Source organism: Clavibacter sp. CT19, assembly GCF_027858075.1.
Classification (GTDB): domain Bacteria; phylum Actinomycetota; class Actinomycetes; order Actinomycetales; family Microbacteriaceae; genus Clavibacter; species Clavibacter tessellarius_A.
The window spans coordinates 17,284-34,934 of record NZ_JAQHYR010000013.1 but is presented as its reverse complement, the minus strand read 5'-3'; the positions used below and the strand labels follow the sequence as shown (position 1 = coordinate 34,934).

The 17,651-nt window shown below is 69.0% G+C and carries 17 protein-coding genes, 1 tRNA gene and 1 pseudogene; 6 read left to right on the top strand and 13 right to left on the bottom strand.

Annotated elements, in window-relative coordinates:
- Positions 1-73: 73 nt before the first annotated feature.
- The 3 genes from PED38_RS14975 to PED38_RS14965 form a co-directional block, all read right to left on the bottom strand.
- On the bottom strand, positions 74-955 hold the full coding sequence (locus PED38_RS14975; RefSeq protein ID WP_270981829.1) for a patatin-like phospholipase family protein: 882 nt from the start codon (positions 953-955) through the stop codon (positions 74-76).
- A 113-nt stretch (positions 956-1,068) separates the two neighbouring features.
- Positions 1,069-1,839: a hypothetical protein gene (locus tag PED38_RS14970; protein WP_270981828.1), complete on the bottom strand. Its 771-nt coding sequence runs from the start codon at positions 1,837-1,839 to the stop codon at positions 1,069-1,071.
- Complete coding sequence (locus tag PED38_RS14965; protein ID WP_270981827.1) at positions 1,836-2,492, bottom strand: hypothetical protein; 657 nt, start codon at positions 2,490-2,492, stop codon at positions 1,836-1,838. The genes PED38_RS14970 and PED38_RS14965 overlap by 4 nt, the downstream gene beginning before the upstream one ends.
- A 502-nt stretch (positions 2,493-2,994) precedes the next feature.
- Here PED38_RS14965 and PED38_RS14960 point away from each other — a divergent pair.
- The gene (locus PED38_RS14960; RefSeq protein ID WP_270981826.1) at positions 2,995-3,501 is read left to right on the top strand and encodes a DIP1984 family protein; all 507 of its coding nucleotides are present in this window, start codon (positions 2,995-2,997) and stop codon (positions 3,499-3,501) included.
- A gap of 273 nt (positions 3,502-3,774) precedes the next feature.
- Here the strand turns inward: PED38_RS14960 and PED38_RS14955 are convergent, their stop codons facing one another.
- From PED38_RS14955 to ald, 3 genes are all read right to left on the bottom strand, one after another.
- Positions 3,775-4,482: a hypothetical protein gene (locus PED38_RS14955; protein ID WP_270981825.1), complete on the bottom strand. Its 708-nt coding sequence runs from the start codon at positions 4,480-4,482 to the stop codon at positions 3,775-3,777.
- 145 nt (positions 4,483-4,627) lie between these two features.
- Positions 4,628-5,293: an MmpS family transport accessory protein gene (locus PED38_RS14950; RefSeq protein ID WP_270981824.1), complete on the bottom strand. Its 666-nt coding sequence runs from the start codon at positions 5,291-5,293 to the stop codon at positions 4,628-4,630.
- Between the two features lie 100 nt (positions 5,294-5,393).
- The gene (gene ald / locus PED38_RS14945) at positions 5,394-6,512 is read right to left on the bottom strand and encodes an alanine dehydrogenase (protein ID WP_270981823.1); all 1,119 of its coding nucleotides are present in this window, start codon (positions 6,510-6,512) and stop codon (positions 5,394-5,396) included.
- A 164-nt stretch (positions 6,513-6,676) separates the two neighbouring features.
- Between ald and PED38_RS14940 the strand changes: the two genes are divergently transcribed.
- On the top strand, positions 6,677-7,171 hold the full coding sequence (locus PED38_RS14940; RefSeq protein ID WP_081234865.1) for an Lrp/AsnC family transcriptional regulator: 495 nt from the start codon (positions 6,677-6,679) through the stop codon (positions 7,169-7,171).
- 35 nt (positions 7,172-7,206) lie between these two features.
- Here the strand turns inward: PED38_RS14940 and PED38_RS14935 are convergent, their stop codons facing one another.
- Both PED38_RS14935 and dcd read right to left on the bottom strand, forming a co-directional pair.
- Complete coding sequence (locus PED38_RS14935; protein WP_270981822.1) at positions 7,207-10,203, bottom strand: DUF5695 domain-containing protein; 2,997 nt, start codon at positions 10,201-10,203, stop codon at positions 7,207-7,209.
- A gap of 354 nt (positions 10,204-10,557) precedes the next feature.
- On the bottom strand, positions 10,558-11,163 hold the full coding sequence (dcd, locus tag PED38_RS14930; protein ID WP_043583745.1) for a dCTP deaminase: 606 nt from the start codon (positions 11,161-11,163) through the stop codon (positions 10,558-10,560).
- Positions 11,164-11,244: 81 nt separating this feature from the next.
- Here dcd and PED38_RS14925 point away from each other — a divergent pair.
- A tRNA-Gly gene (locus PED38_RS14925) sits at positions 11,245-11,318 on the top strand.
- A 171-nt stretch (positions 11,319-11,489) separates the two neighbouring features.
- Here PED38_RS14925 and PED38_RS14920 read toward each other — a convergent pair.
- The 4 genes and pseudogenes from PED38_RS14920 to PED38_RS14905 all read right to left on the bottom strand — a co-directional run bounded on the left by PED38_RS14920 (position 11,490) and on the right by PED38_RS14905 (position 14,604).
- Positions 11,490-12,356 carry a hypothetical protein gene (locus PED38_RS14920; RefSeq protein ID WP_270981821.1) on the bottom strand — a complete coding sequence of 289 codons (867 nt, stop codon included), beginning with the start codon at positions 12,354-12,356 and terminating at the stop codon, positions 11,490-11,492.
- Complete coding sequence (locus PED38_RS14915; RefSeq protein WP_270981820.1) at positions 12,349-13,707, bottom strand: hypothetical protein; 1,359 nt, start codon at positions 13,705-13,707, stop codon at positions 12,349-12,351. Before PED38_RS14915 ends, PED38_RS14920 begins: the two co-directional genes overlap by 8 nt.
- 258 nt (positions 13,708-13,965) lie before the next feature.
- Positions 13,966-14,304: pseudogene (locus tag PED38_RS14910) on the bottom strand (FadR/GntR family transcriptional regulator); the annotation flags it as partial.
- Between the two features lie 12 nt (positions 14,305-14,316).
- Entirely contained in the window at positions 14,317-14,604 is a 288-nt protein-coding gene (locus PED38_RS14905) for a hypothetical protein (RefSeq protein WP_270981819.1), read from the bottom strand.
- A gap of 41 nt (positions 14,605-14,645) precedes the next feature.
- Between PED38_RS14905 and PED38_RS14900 the strand changes: the two genes are divergently transcribed.
- The 3 genes from PED38_RS14900 (at position 14,646) to PED38_RS14890 (ending at position 17,004) form a co-directional block, all read left to right on the top strand.
- The gene (locus PED38_RS14900) at positions 14,646-16,046 is read left to right on the top strand and encodes a GntP family permease (protein ID WP_270981818.1); all 1,401 of its coding nucleotides are present in this window, start codon (positions 14,646-14,648) and stop codon (positions 16,044-16,046) included.
- Positions 16,047-16,294: 248 nt separating this feature from the next.
- Positions 16,295-16,741 (top strand): hypothetical protein, encoded by a 447-nt coding sequence (locus PED38_RS14895; protein WP_270981817.1) that lies wholly within the window; start codon positions 16,295-16,297, stop codon positions 16,739-16,741.
- A complete protein-coding gene (locus PED38_RS14890) occupies positions 16,738-17,004 on the top strand; it encodes a hypothetical protein (RefSeq protein ID WP_063070984.1) in 267 nt (88 codons plus the stop codon). The genes PED38_RS14895 and PED38_RS14890 overlap by 4 nt, the downstream gene beginning before the upstream one ends.
- Positions 17,005-17,069: 65 nt before the next feature.
- Here the strand turns inward: PED38_RS14890 and PED38_RS14885 are convergent, their stop codons facing one another.
- Positions 17,070-17,645, bottom strand: coding sequence for a pyridoxamine 5'-phosphate oxidase family protein (locus tag PED38_RS14885; RefSeq protein WP_270981816.1), 576 nt, complete (start codon positions 17,643-17,645; stop codon positions 17,070-17,072).
- Positions 17,646-17,651: the final 6 nt, after the last annotated feature.

The following is a 17,651-nucleotide window of genomic DNA, read 5'->3' as shown; positions in this document are numbered from 1 at the left end:
CGCTCCACCGGCGAGGGGCCCGGCCGCTTCGCGCGGCCGGGCCCCTCGTCGCGCACCCGTCGGGCGGGCGGGATCACCCCCAGAACGCGCGGACCTCGTCGGCGACGCGCTCGGCCTGGCGGCGGCCCGCCTCGGCGGAGACCTTGCGGGTCGAGAGCAGGAGCGAGTTCTCGCCGAACGCGGCCGTGCTCTCCGCGTCGGCCTGGATCACGAGCACCTCGGCCCGGCCGCGCAGCTGCTGCACGACGGTGGAGAGCGTCGGGCCCATGCCGGAGGCGGGCGCCTCGGGGCCGCACGCGATGACGAGGATCCGCTCGTGCTCGGCGACGACGTCGGCGTTCGTGCCGGAGCGCATGCCGCCGTCCATGTAGGGGCGGCCGTCGATGGTGACGGGCGGGAACACGCCGGGGACGGCGCAGCTCGCGGCGGACGCGCGCACGAGGTCGGCGCCGGAGTCCTTGTCGAAGACGGTGAAGCGGCCGGTGCCGGCGTCGACCGCGGTGATGCGGAGGTCCTTCTCGGGCCAGTCGTGGATCGGCAGCAGCTGGCCGATGCGCTCGACGCTCGCGGCGTCGTCCACCTCGGGGTCGTACTCCTCGAGGGCGAACTCGCCGATCCTCTGGCGCGTCGGGATCTCGCCCGCGGTGCTCACGACGCCCTCGCCGATGACTTCGATCGTGCGGGAGAGGTCGCGGCTGCCGGTGGGCTCCGCCATGCCCGCCACGTCGACGAAGTGCTCGTCGTAGGCGGCGTCGATGGCGCCCGCGCGCAGGTTGATCGCGACGACGGATCCGGCCGACGTGCCGACGACGGCGTCCGCCGCGTCGAGGTCGATGCCCGCGGCGATCAGGCCCGACAGCAGCCCGGTCTCCCACGCGATGCCGGCGACGCCGCCGCCGCCGAGGACCAGTCCCCGCGTCGTGCCCTGCTCGTCCGATGCCTGCGCTCTGCTCACGGTCGCTCCTGTCCCGGCCCGCCCGGTGCGGGTCCCCGACCATCATCCACGAGCGCGGCGACCGCGAGGCGGACGGCAGCTGGACGCGGGCTCCAGCACGCCGGCGACCATCCTCACGGATGCGCGACGTGCCGTCGGATGAGGACGGCCAGTCGACGCGGATCGACCGCGAGCTGGCGAGCCGAACGGCCCGCGAGGCGGTCCGCGAGGGCGTGAAGGTGCTGCGCGGCGTCTCCGCGGGCCCCGGTGAGCCCCGGCTGCCCGAGCGTCCATGGACCCGCGTCGTCACCATGCCGTTCGCGGACGTGGAGGAGGTTCGACAGGTCGGTGACGTCCTTCACCGTCTGCCCGCCACGGCCGCGCCACGCATACGCCTTGAGCACCACGGCCGCCTCCAGTCCGGGGACGACCACCGACGTCGACAGCTCCGTCCCGTCCTGGAGCAGCAGCGACGCGTCGAGACGCAACGGCGACGCCACCGCGAGATGGAGGCCGGGCATCGCGTCGAGCCGGCGTCCGCCGTGGAGCGCATCGGAGAACCGACCGGTCAGGGTGGGGACGAGGAGATCGACGGTCGGCATGGGCTCCGCCTCTCCACGGACGTACCTGTTCCCCGAGACATCCCGATAGCCGGCGGCGATGAGCGCCGCGTGCACGGAGCCGTCGTCCGCGAGCTCGACCGGGATGCCCGCATCCGCATCGCCTGTCCTCCGCTCGACGAAGCCGGGGCTCGGGAAGGCGGCGGTGATGAGCCCCACCATGTGCCCGCCGATCACGCGCGCGTCGGGATGCGCCTGCAGCACCTGCGCGAGGTCGTGGAGCGCGACGAAGGCCGCGTCGTCCTCCGGGCCGCTGGCGACGAGGTGGGCGGTCGGCACGCTCACGCGTCCCCGTCGCGACCGACGCCACCGGGGTGCCACGCCCCTCGGAGGATGAGGGCGCGGATCCGCTCCGCCGCCTCCTGCTGGTCGCCCGTGCTGCCGGTGCGCTCGACGTCGTGGGCGGTGATGACGGGATCGGCGAACCCCGGCTCGACGCCGAAGGCGCGCGCTGTCGCGAAGAGGGTCCTGTCCGCGGGGACGGTGACGGAGAGCGTGTGGTCGGCGGCGTCCGCGAGGGCGAAGCCGAGTCTCGCCGCGTCGAGGCCGGTCGGGGCGTACGCGGTGACCCGCTCGGGCTTCCTCCATGCGCTGATGCGTCGCGCGGCCAGATCACCGGACAGCACGACGCCGTCCTGCGCCTGCACCATCCGCGCCTGCGTCTCGAGGTCGCCGTCGTGCCACCAGTGGGTCGTGATGCCCCCCGCTCCCGGGTACTCCTCGTCAGCGAGCCGGAGGAGCAGCGCCCGGTCCCCCGCCTCGAAGCCCATCGCTGCCCGGACGACGCCGTCACCCAGCCGCGTGAGCGCCTGGGACACAGCGGATTGAGTGAGTCCGAGCAGCTCCGCGAGGTCCTGCTGCCGCCGGAAGTGGCCCCCGAGGAGGAGCGCGCGAGCCACGGCGAGCTGCCCGAACGGGCGGCGGCCGCGCTTCGTCACCGAACGGCGATCGGGTCGATCCGCGTGCGACGCACGCGCGTCCATCCACGCAGCGCCGGTCGAGAGGTCCAGGAAGATGAGCCTCGGCTCTCGCATCGCGGCCGCCCGGAGCGACGGTGTCAGGCGATCGACGACGTACAGGACACGCTCGTCGGGATGCAGCTGCTCGAGGTCGTCGCGGATGTCGGACGGGGTCGGGACGCGTCGATTCGTTCCCCGGAGGACTCGGCGCCCGTCTGCCGAGCGGAAGGCGATCGCGCTCTCCGGCACGAGGGACAACCCCGCTGCTTCCAGCTCACCCAGTGCTGTGCTCACGTCCATCTCGTCCTCCGGCATCAGTTTATGCAGATTCGGCGCATTTTCTTATATGAGGCCGACGCGACTCAGCGCGGATCACCGTGGGCGCCGCGGGTGTCGGGGTGGAAGCGCGTGCTCGGCGGACGAGGGGCCGCGGATCATGTCTCCCTTCCGGGTGCGACCGGAGCCGTGAGACGGTGGAGGCATGAGACTCGCCGAGGCGCTGATGGAACGGTCCGACCTGCAGAGGCGCGTCGAGTCGCTGCGGAGCAGGATCCAGGCGACCGCGCGCTACCAGGAGGGCGAGGATCCCGCGGAGGACGCGGCCGCGCTGCTCGCGGAGGCAGTCGAGGCGGTCGACCTGCTGGCGGCGCTCGTGACCCGGATCAACGTCACCAACACGGCCGCCCACCTCGACGACGGCACGCCCCTCACGGCGGCGCTCGCCCGGCGCGACGCGCTGCGGACGCGGCACGGGATCCTCACCTCGGCCGCCGACGCCGCCTCCGGCCGTGCGGGCGGGGGCATGGCCGCCGGCTACGCGCCGCGGCAGATGCGGAGCGAGCTGCGGCAGATCGCGGCGCTGCCGATCCGCGAGGTGCGCGACCGGGCCGACGACACCGCGCGCGAGCTCCGGGAGATGGACGCCAGGATCCAGCGCGCGAACTGGGAGGTGGAGCTGGTCGAGGAGGCAGGCGGGACGGAAGGCTAGGGGCGAGTCGGTAGTCGTCCGGAGCGGGCACACCCCGGCGGATCAGCGGGAATCCTGATCCTCTGTGGCGCGGAGGGCAGCGCACCCGGCGAGAGCCGAGCACACGTCAGCCCCGCACCTCGCACCGGGAACGGTGCACGGGAACAGCTCACCACCACGTGCCGGTCGGACGACGAGGGAGGGATCGGGGACCTCGCCCCTCAGATGCGGGCCCGGTGCGTCGCGCGCCGGGCCCGTCGTCGCGCGCACCGGTCGGGTGCGTGCGCTCCCGCCTCAGCCGGCGGCCGCGCGGATCCCGTCCGCGTCGGCGAGGCAGACGACCGACGCCTGCGGCCCCGACGCCGTCCGCTCGTCGACGACCACGCCGCCCACGCGGATGCGGCACGTCAGGTCGCCGTCGGCCGCGTCGGCCATCCCGCTCAGGGTCAGGCCGCCGTCCCGGGGCGTGACGTCGTCGGGCAGCACCGTGCCGCGCGTGAACGGCAGGCCCTGCGCGGTGGCGGACTCGTAGTCGATGTCGTCCGCGGTCACGCTGCTCCAGGTGGCCAGCGCGGTGGGCACGGTGCCCGTCAGCTCGTACTCCACCGCGATCCCGTCCGTCGCGCCGGGAGCCGGGCTCGTGGGGACGGCGGGCTCGGCCGTGCGCGCCCGCTCCCGCGCATCCTCGACCGCGCCGCCGACGAGCGTGGCGATGCCCACCGTGTAGACGATCGCGAGCACGATCGAGAGGATCACGGCGATGACGCTCACGATCAGCCCGATCACCGCCGTGCCCTTCGGCCGGTCGCGGAGCAGCAGGCCGATGATGCCGAGCACGACGCCCACGGACGCGAGGAACCCCGACCCGTAGTTGAGCAGCGGGATGACCGAGCCGATCAGCGACAGCACGCCCACGATGAGCGCGGCGACGCCGACGCCGTTCGACGTCCTCCGCTCCCGGGGCTCGGTCGGCTCGGGCTCGGGGGCGTAGCGGAAGGTCATGCATCGACCCTGCCAGGGCCGGAGGCGGATGCGGTCGCCGCGGCATCACGATCCTGCGACTGTCGGCCCTCGGCTCGGGACGCCGCTGGGGCCGAAGCCGAAGGGCCCCACCGCGATGCGGCAGGGCCCTCTCGGCGGCGACGGATCACTCGCCGCGCAGGTCCTCCGAGCTGGCCGAGCAGAACGCGGACGCGTACGCGCCGGTGGCGGTCTGCTCCGCCACCGGAGCACCGTCGACGAGGATGCGACACGTCACGTCGCCGCCCTCGGTCCCGGACGTGCCGCTCAGGGTGAAGCTCGAGAAGTCGAACGTCCCGCCCACCTTGGCGACGATCTCCTTCGAGAAGGGCAGCGCCTGCTCGGTCGCCTGCTCGGATCCGGAGTTGCCGTCCGTGAAGGTGGAGTAGGTGGCGGAGACGGAGGTCGCCGAGCCCGTGAGCTCGTAGGTCACGGTGACCTCCCGCTCGGCCGCCGCGGAGGCCTCCGCCTGCGAGGTCTCGATGGCGTCCGAGACCCCGGACGCGAAGCCCGCGGTGTAGGTGACCGCGAGGACGACGGAGAGGATCAGCGCGACGACGCTGATGATCGTGCCGGCGATCGCGGCGCCCTTGCGGCGGTTCTTGAGGAACAGGGCGATCACGCCGAGGACGAGCCCGACGAAGGCGACGAAGCCGGTGACGTAGTTGAGAAACGGGATGACGGAGCCGACGAGGGCGACGATCCCGACGATGAGGGCGGCGAGGCCGAGGCCGTTGCCGTTGGTGCGAGGCGCTTCGGGTGCGGATGCAGGAGGTGGGGCGTACTGGGTCATGCTCCGAGGCTGACAGGCGATGGACAGGGGACCGACCAGATCCTGGCACCAGTTCGGGGCTCCTCCGCCTCCACTTCGGGTCACATGACCCGCGAGCCCGTCAACCCGCGAGCGCCTCCGCGACCGGCGTCAGCGGCATCTCGAGCGCCGCCGCGACGTGCGAGTTCGTGACGTGGCCGTCGTGCACGTTGAGGCCGAGGGCGAGCGCCGGATCCTCCGCGAGGGCCCGCTTCCACCCCTTCTCCGCGAGGGCGATCACGTACGGCAGCGTCGCGTTCGTGAGCGCGCGCGTGGAGGTCTCCGGCACCGCGCCCGGCATGTTGGCGACGCAGTAGTAGACGCTGTCGTGCACCGCGAAGGTCGGGTCGTCGTGCGTGGTGGGGCGGGATCCCTCGAAGCAGCCGCCCTGGTCGATGGCGATGTCGACGAGCACGGATCCCTTCTTCATGGTCGCGACCATCGCGTCGGTCACGAGCTTCGGCGCCTGCGCGCCGGGGATGAGGACGGAGCCGATCACGAGATCCGCGTCCTTCAGCTGCGCCGCGATCTCGTACGCGGAGGAGACGCGCGTCTGCACCTGCCCGCCGAAGCGGTTCTCGAGCTCGCGGAGGCGCGGGATGGAGAGGTCGATGATCGTGACGTCGGCGCCCATGCCGAGCGCGTTCGCCGCCGCGTGCTCGCCCGCGACGCCGCCGCCGATCACGACGACGCGCGCCTTCGGGGTGCCGGGCACGCCGCCGAGGAGGATGCCGCGGCCGCCGGCCGCGCGCATCAGGTGGTACGCGCCGACCTGCGTGGAGAGCCGGCCGGCGACCTCGCTCATCGGCTGGAGGAGCGGCAGCTGGCGGTTCGGCAGCTGCACGGTCTCGTAGGCGATGGCCGTGGTGCCGGAGGCGACGAGCGCATCCGTGCAGGGCCGCGACGCCGCGAGGTGCAGGTAGGTGAAGAGGGTCTGGCCGGCGCGCATGCGGGGGTACTCCTCCGCGATCGGCTCCTTGACCTTGAGCAGCAGATCCGCCGCGCCCCACACCTCGTCGGCCGTGGCGACGATGGTCGCGCCCGCCTCGACGTAGTCGGCGTCGGTGATGCTGGATCCGAGCCCCGCGCCCTCCTGCACGAGCACCTCGTGGCCGCGGCGCACGAGCTCGTGCACGCCCGCGGGGGTCGCGGCGACCCGGTTCTCGTTGTTCTTGATCTCGGTGGGGATCCCGACCTTCATGCGTGCTCCGTCTCGTCTCCCCGCGAGGTGCGGCCGGCGGCGGCGATGCGGGAGGGCGAGACTCATGGTGCCCATTGTGCGTTTCGAGCGCGTGAAATCCGTAGGATCGTCGGCGGCAGACGTACATCTGGTGCGATCCTGCGGAGCGGGAGGGCGAGCGGATCATGCGGACGAAGGAACTGCGGGCCCCCGAGCCGCTGGATGCGGTCGACCGGAAGCTCGTCGCCCTGCTCCGCGCCGACGCGCGCACCCCGAACAGCCGCCTCGCGGAGCAGGCGGGCATCGCGCCGTCGACGTGCGTGACCCGCGTGCGCGGCCTCGTCGAGCGCGGCGTGATCACGGGCTTCACCGCCACCATCGACGCGGATGCGGTGGGCGTGGGCCTGCAGGCGCTCATCAGCATCGCGATCCGTGCGGGCGCCCGGCACGAGATGGCCGCGTTCGCCGACGAGATGCGCGAGCTGGCGGATGTGGTGCAGCTCTTCTTCCTCGGCGGATCCGAGGACTTCATCCTCCACATCGCCGTCCGCGACAGCGACCACCTCCGCGACTTCGTGCTGAAGCACCTGTCGGCGCACCCGGCGGTGGCGTCGACCCGCACCAGCGTCGTGTTCGACCACCACCACTCGGGGCCGGCGGTGGGGGATCCGGGCGCCTAGCTGTACTCGGCAGCGCGCCGGATCCCCCACCGGGTTCAGCTGCCCGTGCGCACCACGTGCACGTCGAACGTGGCGCCGGCCGGGGCGTCGAACGCGATCCGCGTGGGCTGCGCGATCGGATCCGTCACCGCCGCCGGACGCTGCACCGTGACGGTGCGCTGCGTCACCCCGCCCACGACCACCGCGTAGGTGCCGGATGCGAGACCGGTGACCTCGGCCGCGCCGGAGTGCGCGGCGCCACCGCGGTTGAGCATCGCGAGGCGCAGGTCGGTGCTGTCCGAGCTCACCGTGGCGCGGGCGTACGCGTCGTCCTTCAGGTCCACCGAGAGCTGCTGCGTGACGAGGTGCAGGCGTCGCTGGAGGCCGTCCTCCGGGACGACGGTCTGCGATCCGCCGGCGGACGAGACGTCGGCGCCGTACGCGACGGTGCCGAAGATCGGGTCGTCGGTCACCACGTCGGCGCTCAGGGTCTGCATCGCACCCCAGAGCCCGAGGTCGCTCTCGCCGGTCATGCCGCGCCAGCCGTTGAGGAGCGGCACGTCGGATCCGCCGCCCACGCCCGTGGTGCCGAGGTTGCCGCGCTCGGACTGGTAGGTCCACGCGGAGGCGCCGATGTTCTCCGGGGCGGAGCTGATCTGCCCCGCGTTCACCGTGGCGAGCTCGGCCACCTTCCCGGCGTAGTTGAGCCGCTGCAATTCGGCCCGGCGGGCGGGCGAGACGGCCTGGGCGCCGGTCTCGAGGGCCGCCGTGTGGTTGATGTAGTCGTCCATCGTGTAGCCGGCGAGCGCCGCCGTGTACTGGAACTGCCAGGTGTTCTCGCCCGTGATGGTGGTGGGCACGGAGTTCCAGTACCAGACGGGCATGCGGCCGCGGTCGGCCTCGGTCTTCGACACGATGTCGCGCATGATCTTGAGCGCCTTCGTGCGATCCGCGTCGACGTTGGTGCGCGCGAGCATGTACACGGCCTCCTCGCCCGTGTTGTCGTAGGTGTACTCGGATCCGTACGGGTACTTCGCCGCGGAGACGTTGGCGTACTTCGTCGCCATCTTCTTCACGATGTCGTCGGCCTGCGCGCCCATGCCCTCGGCCCGGAGGTCGTCGATGAGGCGGGGCGTCGACTGCTCGCCCATGAGCCCGGTCGAGTAGTTGTAGAACACGTCCTTGTTGTCGTACAGCTCCTTGAAGACGCCATACGCCGCCTGGAGGTACCACTCGGCGGGGTGCTGGTACGCGACCGCCGACGGGTTCTTCTTCACGACCTCGTACATCGAGAGGAACGTGTTGTAGATGTGCGGGTACGCGTAGCCGCGCCCGATGGGGGTGTCGTTCTGGGCGCCCGGCTTCCCCTGCTCGAAGAAGTCGTGGATCACGTAGCTGGGCGCCGCGGTGGCCGAGGTGTTGCCCATGAGGTGCTCCCAGACCGCCTTCTGGAGGTACATGTCGAGCGCCTCGATCTGGTGCGCGTCGGGCCGGACGACCTGCTTCTCGGCGAGGAACTCCGCGTGCGGATATCCCCAGTCGTCGCCGAGGCCCCAATAGCCGTCGTAGACGTTCCGGCGGCCCTCCGCGGGATTGGACGGGGTGGGGACGCTGCCGTCCTTCGCGTTCATCATCCAGTCGTCGAACGTGTAGTTCCGGATGTCGGAGGCGGCGATGCCGTCCTTCGGCGTCCACTGCATCTTGTCGACCATGAACTGCGCGTGCGTGTCGAGCAGGTGCGCGATGTCGTCGATCACCGAGAACTGGAGCACCGAGGTGCGCGCAGCTCCCGTCTGGTCGGTGTACGCCACCGTCACGTCGTCCGCGCCGAGCTGCGTGCGGTCGAACGCCATGTCGTAGATGCGGTAGTCGCCGTTGCCGCGTGAGAACGTGACCGTCGGATCCGTGGGCGTGGCGCCGTGCAGGTCGTTGCGGTTGTGCGCCGTGACGGACGTGATGGTGCCCTTCACGCGGAACGCCATCTCGGCCTTCCGGTCGACCGGCACGATGTAGCCGGGCACGACCGCGGTGTCGAGCAGCCCCTGGTCGTACATCGACTGCTTCAGCGCGTGATCGTCGGCGACGGAGCCGAGGTGGTACGTGTAGCTCTGCGTCGCGCCGGGGGCGAGGGCGAGGCTGGTGGAGCCGAGGTAGCCGCGGTTCGTCTTCTGGATCGCCATGGAGTGCGCGTAGTAGACGTTGAGGCCCTTCACCATCGAGCCCTCCTTGTCCTCGTTCCAGGCCCACGGGGTGTCGCCCACCTCCTGGGTGCGCCAGCGGTCCTGGTACTCGAGGCCGGATCCGGTGGCGGTGTCGGGGGTCAGCGCGACGAACGGGCCCTGGCCGCTGGGGCGCTCGAGGGTGATGTAGGAGCCGTTCTTGCCGACGTAGGAGTGGGTGAGGACGCGGCGTTCGTAGATCCGGTCGCCGCCCTTCCAGAGCTCGTTGCCGGGGACGGGCATGCCCCAGTCGCCGATGACGAGGCGCTGGCTGCCCGAGTTGGTGACGTCCTGCTTCCAGGTGAGGGAGCCGTCGGCCGCGATCGAGTACGTCTCGCGCACGGTGAAGCCGGAGATGCCGCGCGGGTCCTTCGAGTCGGCGTAGGTGACGGTGACGCTCGTGGGCGTGGCGGTGACCGTGCGGGCGTCTTGCGACCGGGTGGTCCAGGCCGTCTTCCACGCGGTGGATCCGACGCCGTCCTTCGTGATGGCGCCGTCACCCGTGGCGTAGGAGAACATCAGGTTGCCGAGCCACTGGCGGTTTCCGACGTCCGGATCGGCGGCCTGGTCGGGCGCGGTCGTGGGGTTCATGAGGTACTCGGTGTCGTGGATGTCGCCCGGGATCTTGAGCGACTGGAGCGAGCCGTCGGCGGCGAAGCCGGCCCGGATCTTGCTCGACTTCAGCGTGTACGGGTACACGGTCGCGGCTTCGGCCTCCTCCGCGTTGGCGGAATGCGTGACCGCGACGGAACCGGTGGCGAGGACGGTGCCGACGACGAGCGCCGCCACCCACCTCCTCCTGCTGCCTCTGCTGCTGCGTGGACGTGACGACATGGCCTTCTCCTTCGTGGGACGGGGCCGGGCGACGGAGGTCGGCCCGGCGGCGTGCGGACGAAGCGCCCCAGGTGGATCGCTGGCTGGTGCGTGGTGCGTGGCTGTCGTGCGTGGTGGGTCGTGCGGAGGGGCGCCCCTGGCGGTATCACGACGAGGGGAATCGGAACCGGTGGCTGAGGATGGCACGCGGCGGAGGTGGGGTCGGCGGGTTCTCCACGGTGGGTACGGGGGTGCGGGGGTGCGGGGGTGCGGGGGTGCGGGGGTGCGCGGGTGCGCGGGTGCGCGGGTGCGCGGGTGCGCGGGCGCGACGGGTGCTCGGTGAGGCCCGGGCGTCACCGTGCGGCGAGCGGAGGGCTACTCCCCCGACTGCCCCGCGTCCGTCACCGTCACGTCGGTGTGCACGAAGTTGAGGTGCGAGCGGGAGGCGGTGGGGCCGCGCTGGCCCTGGTAGCGGGAGGCGTACTCGCCGGATCCGTAGGGCTTCTCGGCGGGCGACGACAGGCGGAAGAAGCAGAGCTGGCCGATCTTCATCCCGGGCCAGAGCTTGATGGGCAGCGTGGCGACGTTCGACAGCTCGAGCGTGACGTGGCCGGAGAACCCGGGGTCGATGAAGCCGGCGGTGGAGTGCGTGAGGAGGCCGAGGCGGCCGAGCGAGCTCTTGCCCTCGAGGCGCGCGGCGACGTCGTCGGGCAGCGTAACCAGCTCGAACGTGGATCCGAGGACGAACTCGCCCGGGTGCAGGATGAACGGCTCCCCCGGCTTCGACTCGATGAGGCGCGTGAGCTCGGGCTGGTCCTCGGCGGGGTCGATGTAGGGGTACTTGTGGTTGTCGAACAGCCGGAAGAAGCGGTCGATGCGCACGTCGATGCTCGCGGGCTGCAGCATCCCGGGGTCGTAGGGATCGAGGGCCACTCGTCCGGCGTCGAGCTCGGCGGTGATGTCACGGTCGGAGAGGAGCACGGCAGGAGCCTACCGGCGCGGGGTGGCGCCCGGCCGGACTCTTGCTAGGCTGTGGTCTCGACCCGGCTCCTGGCCGGTCGCGCGAGTGTAGTTCAATGGTAGAACTTCAGCTTCCCAAGCTGATAGCGCGGGTTCGATTCCCGTCACTCGCTCCACATCTGTCCCGATCCTTGACCAGAAGCACCCAATCGTCTAGTTTGACAAAGCGGCTGCATGAGATGCCCGAAGCTTCGAAGGCTTCAGTCGCACAAAAACAGTGGAGACCTAGGTTCAAGTCCTAGCCCGGCGTGCCGGAGTAGCTCAATAGGAAGAGCCCCCGTGTTTCTTTATGACCATGTCTCGGCAATGGTCCACATTTCCAAATCTCGTGCTGCCTTCTCCAATTCATCCCGCGTCAAGGCCAGCCGCTCGCGGTAGTTGTAACGAGAAAAGCCTACAAATGCTCTTCGCCAGTTTGTACTATTTCGGGGATAGCTACTTTCAGCATCATAGTCTTCCGCCGCCATTAATGCCCACGTTGCCCTTGAAACATGTATGCTCAGCGCTTCGTTTATTCTGCGTGCCACCTCCTTCGTAATTGCAAAGGACGCGACAAGGTGGCCAATATGAAATTGGATTCGGGGGCCAGTGAATTGGTCTGCGAGCGGCATCATCGTGAGCTGCTCCCAACGCGAGCGCTCGCCCTCTTGTAAGGCCTCCAGCGCGGTGCGCAACTCATCCGTTACCAGCCCGCCACGATGAATTTGGGCGTTGCGCATACACCTCAAGACGTGGAAGAGCCGCGTCACTTCCATAGGTTCTATTGCGTTCGCTCCTACGTAGAAGGTCGCATGCATCCGCCCAGCGGACCTGGAGCCCCGGCTCTCATCAATGTTATGCCCATCTCGCTTCAAAATTGCTATAGCATCTATCACGAATGCTTCATAAACCGCCAGGGCGTAAGGAATGGCGACAGCCGAGAGATGCTCGTCAGCATTATCGAGCAACTGTGTTGCCATGTCTGGAGAAAGATTAAAGCGTTCAATATCACGGACCCGGGGAAACAAGCCACTTAAATAGTGAGGTGAACCCGCGTGTAGCTGCATCGAATGCGAAGCCAGTCGCGAACCAGCAAGTAGAGCAATCATGGAGTTGTTGGCCGCCACCCTGGCATCGACAAATTCTCGATATCTGCGAAAAGCCACTTCATGCATCGTCGTCCTCCCGAAGAGTCGAGCTTTCGTACGCCGGAAGGAAGACAGTAGCAACACACACGCTTACGGTCTTACCCTCCACTAAGTAAGTCAAAATGGGCCACTCTTCGACTGCTGATTTTGATCGGCACTGAAAACCGGCCACGCTCTCTAGAGCCGCTAGGTAAGTGAGCGCAGCTTTTTGCGAGTCTTTCTGCTTGAACAAAAGCAGCAGCACGGCCGCTGTATCATGTGCCGACAAGTAACTAAAGAGCTGTGGATCCAAAGCCTTTTGAACAATGGAGACGCTCCGAGCCCATTTTGACTCCGCAATAAAAACCTTTTCCGGCCCAGAGCCTTTCTGGAGTATATCAGCTTGAATAAATATGTCGCTCTTTCCGGTGCGAGTGTATACTTCGCGGTTGGCGCCCGGCATAGTCGCGTTTAAGGTGGCTGCGAGGAGATCGCTTAACTGATCTTCGCTGAGTTTCGAGAACGCCCGCGGATATCGCTCAATGGCATCTGTCCATCGGCGAATAACTTGTTGTAAATCTACAAACGACTTAGCCGCCAGATGGGGAGTGGGTTGGAGCGAGATTTCTGCATGCGTTAAATCGACGACGGGCCCATCCCCGTGCGGGCTCTCTTTATCCTCAAGTATCAGAGGAGGCATCTTCCATTCACTAGGAAACACAAGACTTTGCGACACCGACTCTCTGGCTTGCAACTCGAGCAACTTTTCATGCAGCAGGTTATCTAGCCATTCTGGATACTCGTTCATGGCAAAGTTTTTCGCTTGACTCAAGAGCTCGGCAATTATTGGCTCAACATATTCATGTCGCCGTCTGAAAATACGGTTGACGTCTAACTTGCTGTTTTGTATAAGTTGCTCTCCATGCGGGGTTAGGTAAATTGACGTATACAAACCCCAAGTATGCTTGCCGTTCGACTCGTCATAACGGGCAATCTCCCAGATTTCACGGCGAAGTTCCACAGTCAGTCCGGCTCTGGGGCCATCGTGGTCATCGACAGGGAGAATAGGCGAATCTAATGTCGGCCAGTAACAGAGCAGGTGCGGCTCCCCAATAATTTCGGTTGCAATATAGTGACGTGCCACTTTGTGCGTGGAATTGTCTTCAGCCCTCTTCCACTCCGGCTCATCCACCCGTGCCGGTCTCGAACCGCCAAGCTCCGGAACGATATCTTTTACGTCTGCTTTGAGTCGGGGAACCTCCTCTTCAGCAAATTGCCTTAGTTCCAATGTCGAACCTATCGATTGAAGCTTATTTGCGGCGTCACGTCTTAGAACGTCGAAAAACTCGCCTACTGGACGCAAGTCACGGGTAGTAGTTGCAAAGGGTTCGTAAGTCATGCGCACTGACTCAGTATGACGATCTCGTAAAAGACTGTCTAGAGGAACCACTGAGGTTCTGCGTAGGTCGCGATGAACGCTTTAGGCCTCATGCGAGACTTCCCGCCAACTCCACGGCACCCCTCGCCATTACCATTGCCGCCTTAGCGGCACGCCTAGACTCGACCGCATACAAGTGATGGACCCGCCGAATACCGCCGCCTTGTACTTTGTCTAGGCCGAACACGCACGATACGAGTACAGGCACACGGCGATTGCTTAGCCAACCGCACTGCTGACCTCCGCCAGCAACGACGCCATCCCCGCCTCCGCCGTCGCCGCATCGCCATCGCGGATCGCATGCGCCACCTGCTCATGGGTGTCGAGCGCATGCGGCCGCGGCGTCCGCGGCATCAGCCCCTGGTGCGCGCGACCGCTGAGGACCTCCGTGATCACCTCGCGGAGGGCGCAGAACATGTCGTTGCCGCTGGCCTCGAGGATCAGGTGGTGGAACTCGATGTCGGCGGCGAGGAAGCCGACGAGGGCGCTGGCCTCGCCGAGGCGCCGGAGATCCACCGCGAGCTCGGCGATGCGCGTGCGCTGAGCAGCAGTGGCGTTGCACGCAGCGAGTTACGCGGCGAGCGGCTCGACCGCGCGACGCAGCTGGGTGACGGAGCGGAACTGATCCGAGCGGCCGGGCCCGCTGAGGCGCCAGCGGATGATGCGCGGGTCGTAGACGTTCCAGCGATCCGCACCCTGCACCACGAGGCCCACGCGGCGCTTCGGCTCCAGGAGCGCCATCGCCTCGAGGACGCGGACGCGGCTACGGGTGTTGTGTAGACGGAACGCGAGCGGCCCCACCGCCGCCCGCCCCACGCAGGCGACGACGCCCACCTCCCCGGCCGGGCGCCGACGCACGCGACACGATCCACGGATCCGCCCAGCCGAACGGAGCCCCCATGACCATCGAAGACTGGACGCAGACCCTCACCGCCGGGCCGCTCCTCCTGATCGCGGCGGGCGCCATCGCCGTCCTGCTGATCCTGATCATCGCGCTGCGCGTCCACGCGTTCGTCGCGCTGATCCTCGTGAGCCTCGTCACCGCGTTCGCCACCGGGATCCCGACCTCGCAGATCGTGACCGTGCTCGTCGGCAGCTTCGGATCCACCCTCGGCGCCGTCGCGCTGCTCGTGGGGCTCGGGGCGATGCTCGGCCGCCTGGTCGAGACCAGCGGCGGGGCGAAGGCGCTGGCCGACACCCTGATCCGCGTCTTCGGCGAGAAGCGCGCCCCGTTCGCGCTCGGGGTCGCGTCGCTGCTCTTCGGCTTCCCGATCTTCTTCGACGCCGGCCTCGTCGTGATGCTGCCCATCGTCTTCTCGGTCGCCCGTCGCCTCGGCGGCGGCGTGCTCCGCTACGGCCTCCCCGCGGCCGGCGCCTTCTCGGTGATGCACGTCTTCGTGCCGCCGCACCCCGGCCCCGTCGCGGCCAGCGAGTTCTTCGGCGCGAACGTCGGCATCGTGATCCTCGTGGGCCTCCTCGCCGCGATCCCCACCTGGTACGTCACCGCGTACCTGTTCGGCCTGTGGGTGGGGAAGAGGTTCGTGCTGCCGATCCCGACGCTGCTCGGCGAGGCCGACGAGCACGCCGAGTCGAACCCGCCGCGGTTCGGCACCGTGATCGCCGTGCTGCTGCTGCCGCTCCTCCTGATCTTCCTCAACACCGGCCTCAACGCCGCATCCACCGGCGGGATCCTCCCCGAGGGCGCGAGCGACCAGGCCTGGTACCAGGTGCTCCGCACGCTCGGCGAGACGCCCGTCGCGCTCCTCATCTCGTTGCTCGTCGCGGCGTTCGTGCTCGGTCGGCGCCGCGGGATCGACAAGAGCGCGCTCGAGAAGACCCTCGAGTCGGCGCTCGGACCGGTCTGCTCGGTGATCCTCATCACCGGCGCCGGCGGCATGTTCGGCGGCGTCCTCCGCACCAGCGGCATCGGCGACGCCCTCGCCGACGTGCTCGGCGACCTCGGCATCCCGATCATCCTCGCGGGCTTCCTCATCGCCGCGATCCTGCGCATCGCGCAAGGGTCGGCGACGGTCGCGCTCACCACGGCCGCGGGCCTCATCTCCCCGGCGATCCTCGCGGGCGACTTCAACGCGTTCCAGGTCGCGGCGCTCGTGGTGGCTGTGGCGGGCGGATCCGTGGTCGCGAGCCACGTGAACGACTCCGGCTTCTGGCTCGTCGGCCGCTTCTTCGAGATGGACGTGAAGACGACCCTCAAGACGTGGACGGTGATGGAGACGGCCATCGGCGCGATGGGCTTCGCGATCGCGGCGGCGGTGTTCGGGGTGGCGTCGGTCGTGTAGGGCGTCGACCCCGCCTCGCAGCAGGAGGCCGACCGCGTACCACGGCGATCCGCCCTTCGCTGGGTATGCCGTCAAAGCCTGTGGAGAAGGAGCCGCCTGGTCGGTACCGTGTTGAGCGCTGATCAGCTCGACCGTCCGACTCCGATCCGAGAGGACCCAGGAAGATGAAGCGCACGAATCAGATCTCGGCTCTCCTGCTCAGCGGTGCCGTGGGAGTGGCCGTCGCATTCGGCGGGGCGAGTCCCGCCGTGGCAGCCACCTCATCGGCTCCCCCCGCATCCACCGGCCAAAGCGCGCCATCGGAGGCCCAGCTGCGGGACTTCGAGCAGGGCCTGGCCCTCGTGGAGCAGATCCCCGATGACGTCCTCGTCCAGGGCGACGCTGCAACGCAGCAGTGGCTGGCCGCGAACGCGCCCGCGAACACCGCACCGGAGGGCATGGTGAGCACGCAGGCCAGCGTCCTCGGCTGCGGCGCGGCGATCGCGACCGTGATCGCGTCCACGGCCTTCCCCGCCGCCAAGATCCTCAAGGTCAAGGCCCTGATCAAGTCGCTCGGGGGAGTCACAGAGGCCGCGAAGATCATGTGGGGCGCGAGCTTCTCCTACGAGAAGGTGCAGGCCCTCGGGGGTGCTGCGGCCGCCCTCGCCGGTGAGCTCATCGGCGTCACCCAGATCAAGGAGCAGTGCTTCTCATGAACCGCTGGCTCCGGGCCCTCGCGCCGATCCTCCTGACCCTCCTCGCGGTCGTGACCTTCCTCACGATCGATCACGTCCTCGGGATGCTCCTCATCGTGGTCGCCCTGGCCGTCGCGTTCCTCTCCGGCCGGGCCGTGCTCGGGCGGGTGCCGGCGCGGCCGGCTGGTGACATCGACGCCCGAGCGGTGCGCGCGTACCGCGAGGACCACCCCGGCACCTCCATCGGGGATGCGGTGACCGCGGTGGGCCGAGACCGCCGCTGACGTCGCGCGGCGCGGGCGGGCGTGGCGCCTCCCGCCCGCGCCGGGTCGCCCCGGGACTGGTCCGGCTAGGTGCGGCCCTCGCCGCCGGCGCCGCTCCGGGTCCATTCGTCGCCGACGCGGTCGAACAGGATCCGCGTGTGCCGCCGGTCGGGCGAGCCCTGCCAGAACTCCACGTGCACGGGGCGGATGCGCCACAGCACCCAGTCGCCCGGATCCACGTCCGCGCGGGCCGCGGCCGAGCGCGCGGCCAGGTCGGCGGCGCTCTCCTCGGCGGTGGCCTCCGCGACGGATCCGCGCACCCGCACCGCCCGCACGATCGGCTGCCACCAGAACGCGAGCGCCGCGGCTGGGGCTGCCGCCAGCTGCGCGCCCTTGGCGGAGGAGCGCGTGCCCGCGAACGCCCAGCCGCGTGGGCCGACGTCCTTGAGGATCAGCGTGCGCGCGTCGGGCAGGCCGTCCGCATCGACCGTCGCGAGCGTCGCGGCGTGCGGCTCGGGGACGCCCGCGTCGGCGGCCTCGGTGATCCACGTGCGGAACAGGTCGTCGGGGTCTTGCGGCAGGGCGGTCGTGTCGAGGGCTGGTGCGGATCCGGTGAGCGAGGGCTGCGCGCGCAGCCAGCGGGCGAAGTCGTCGGAGGGCATGGGTCC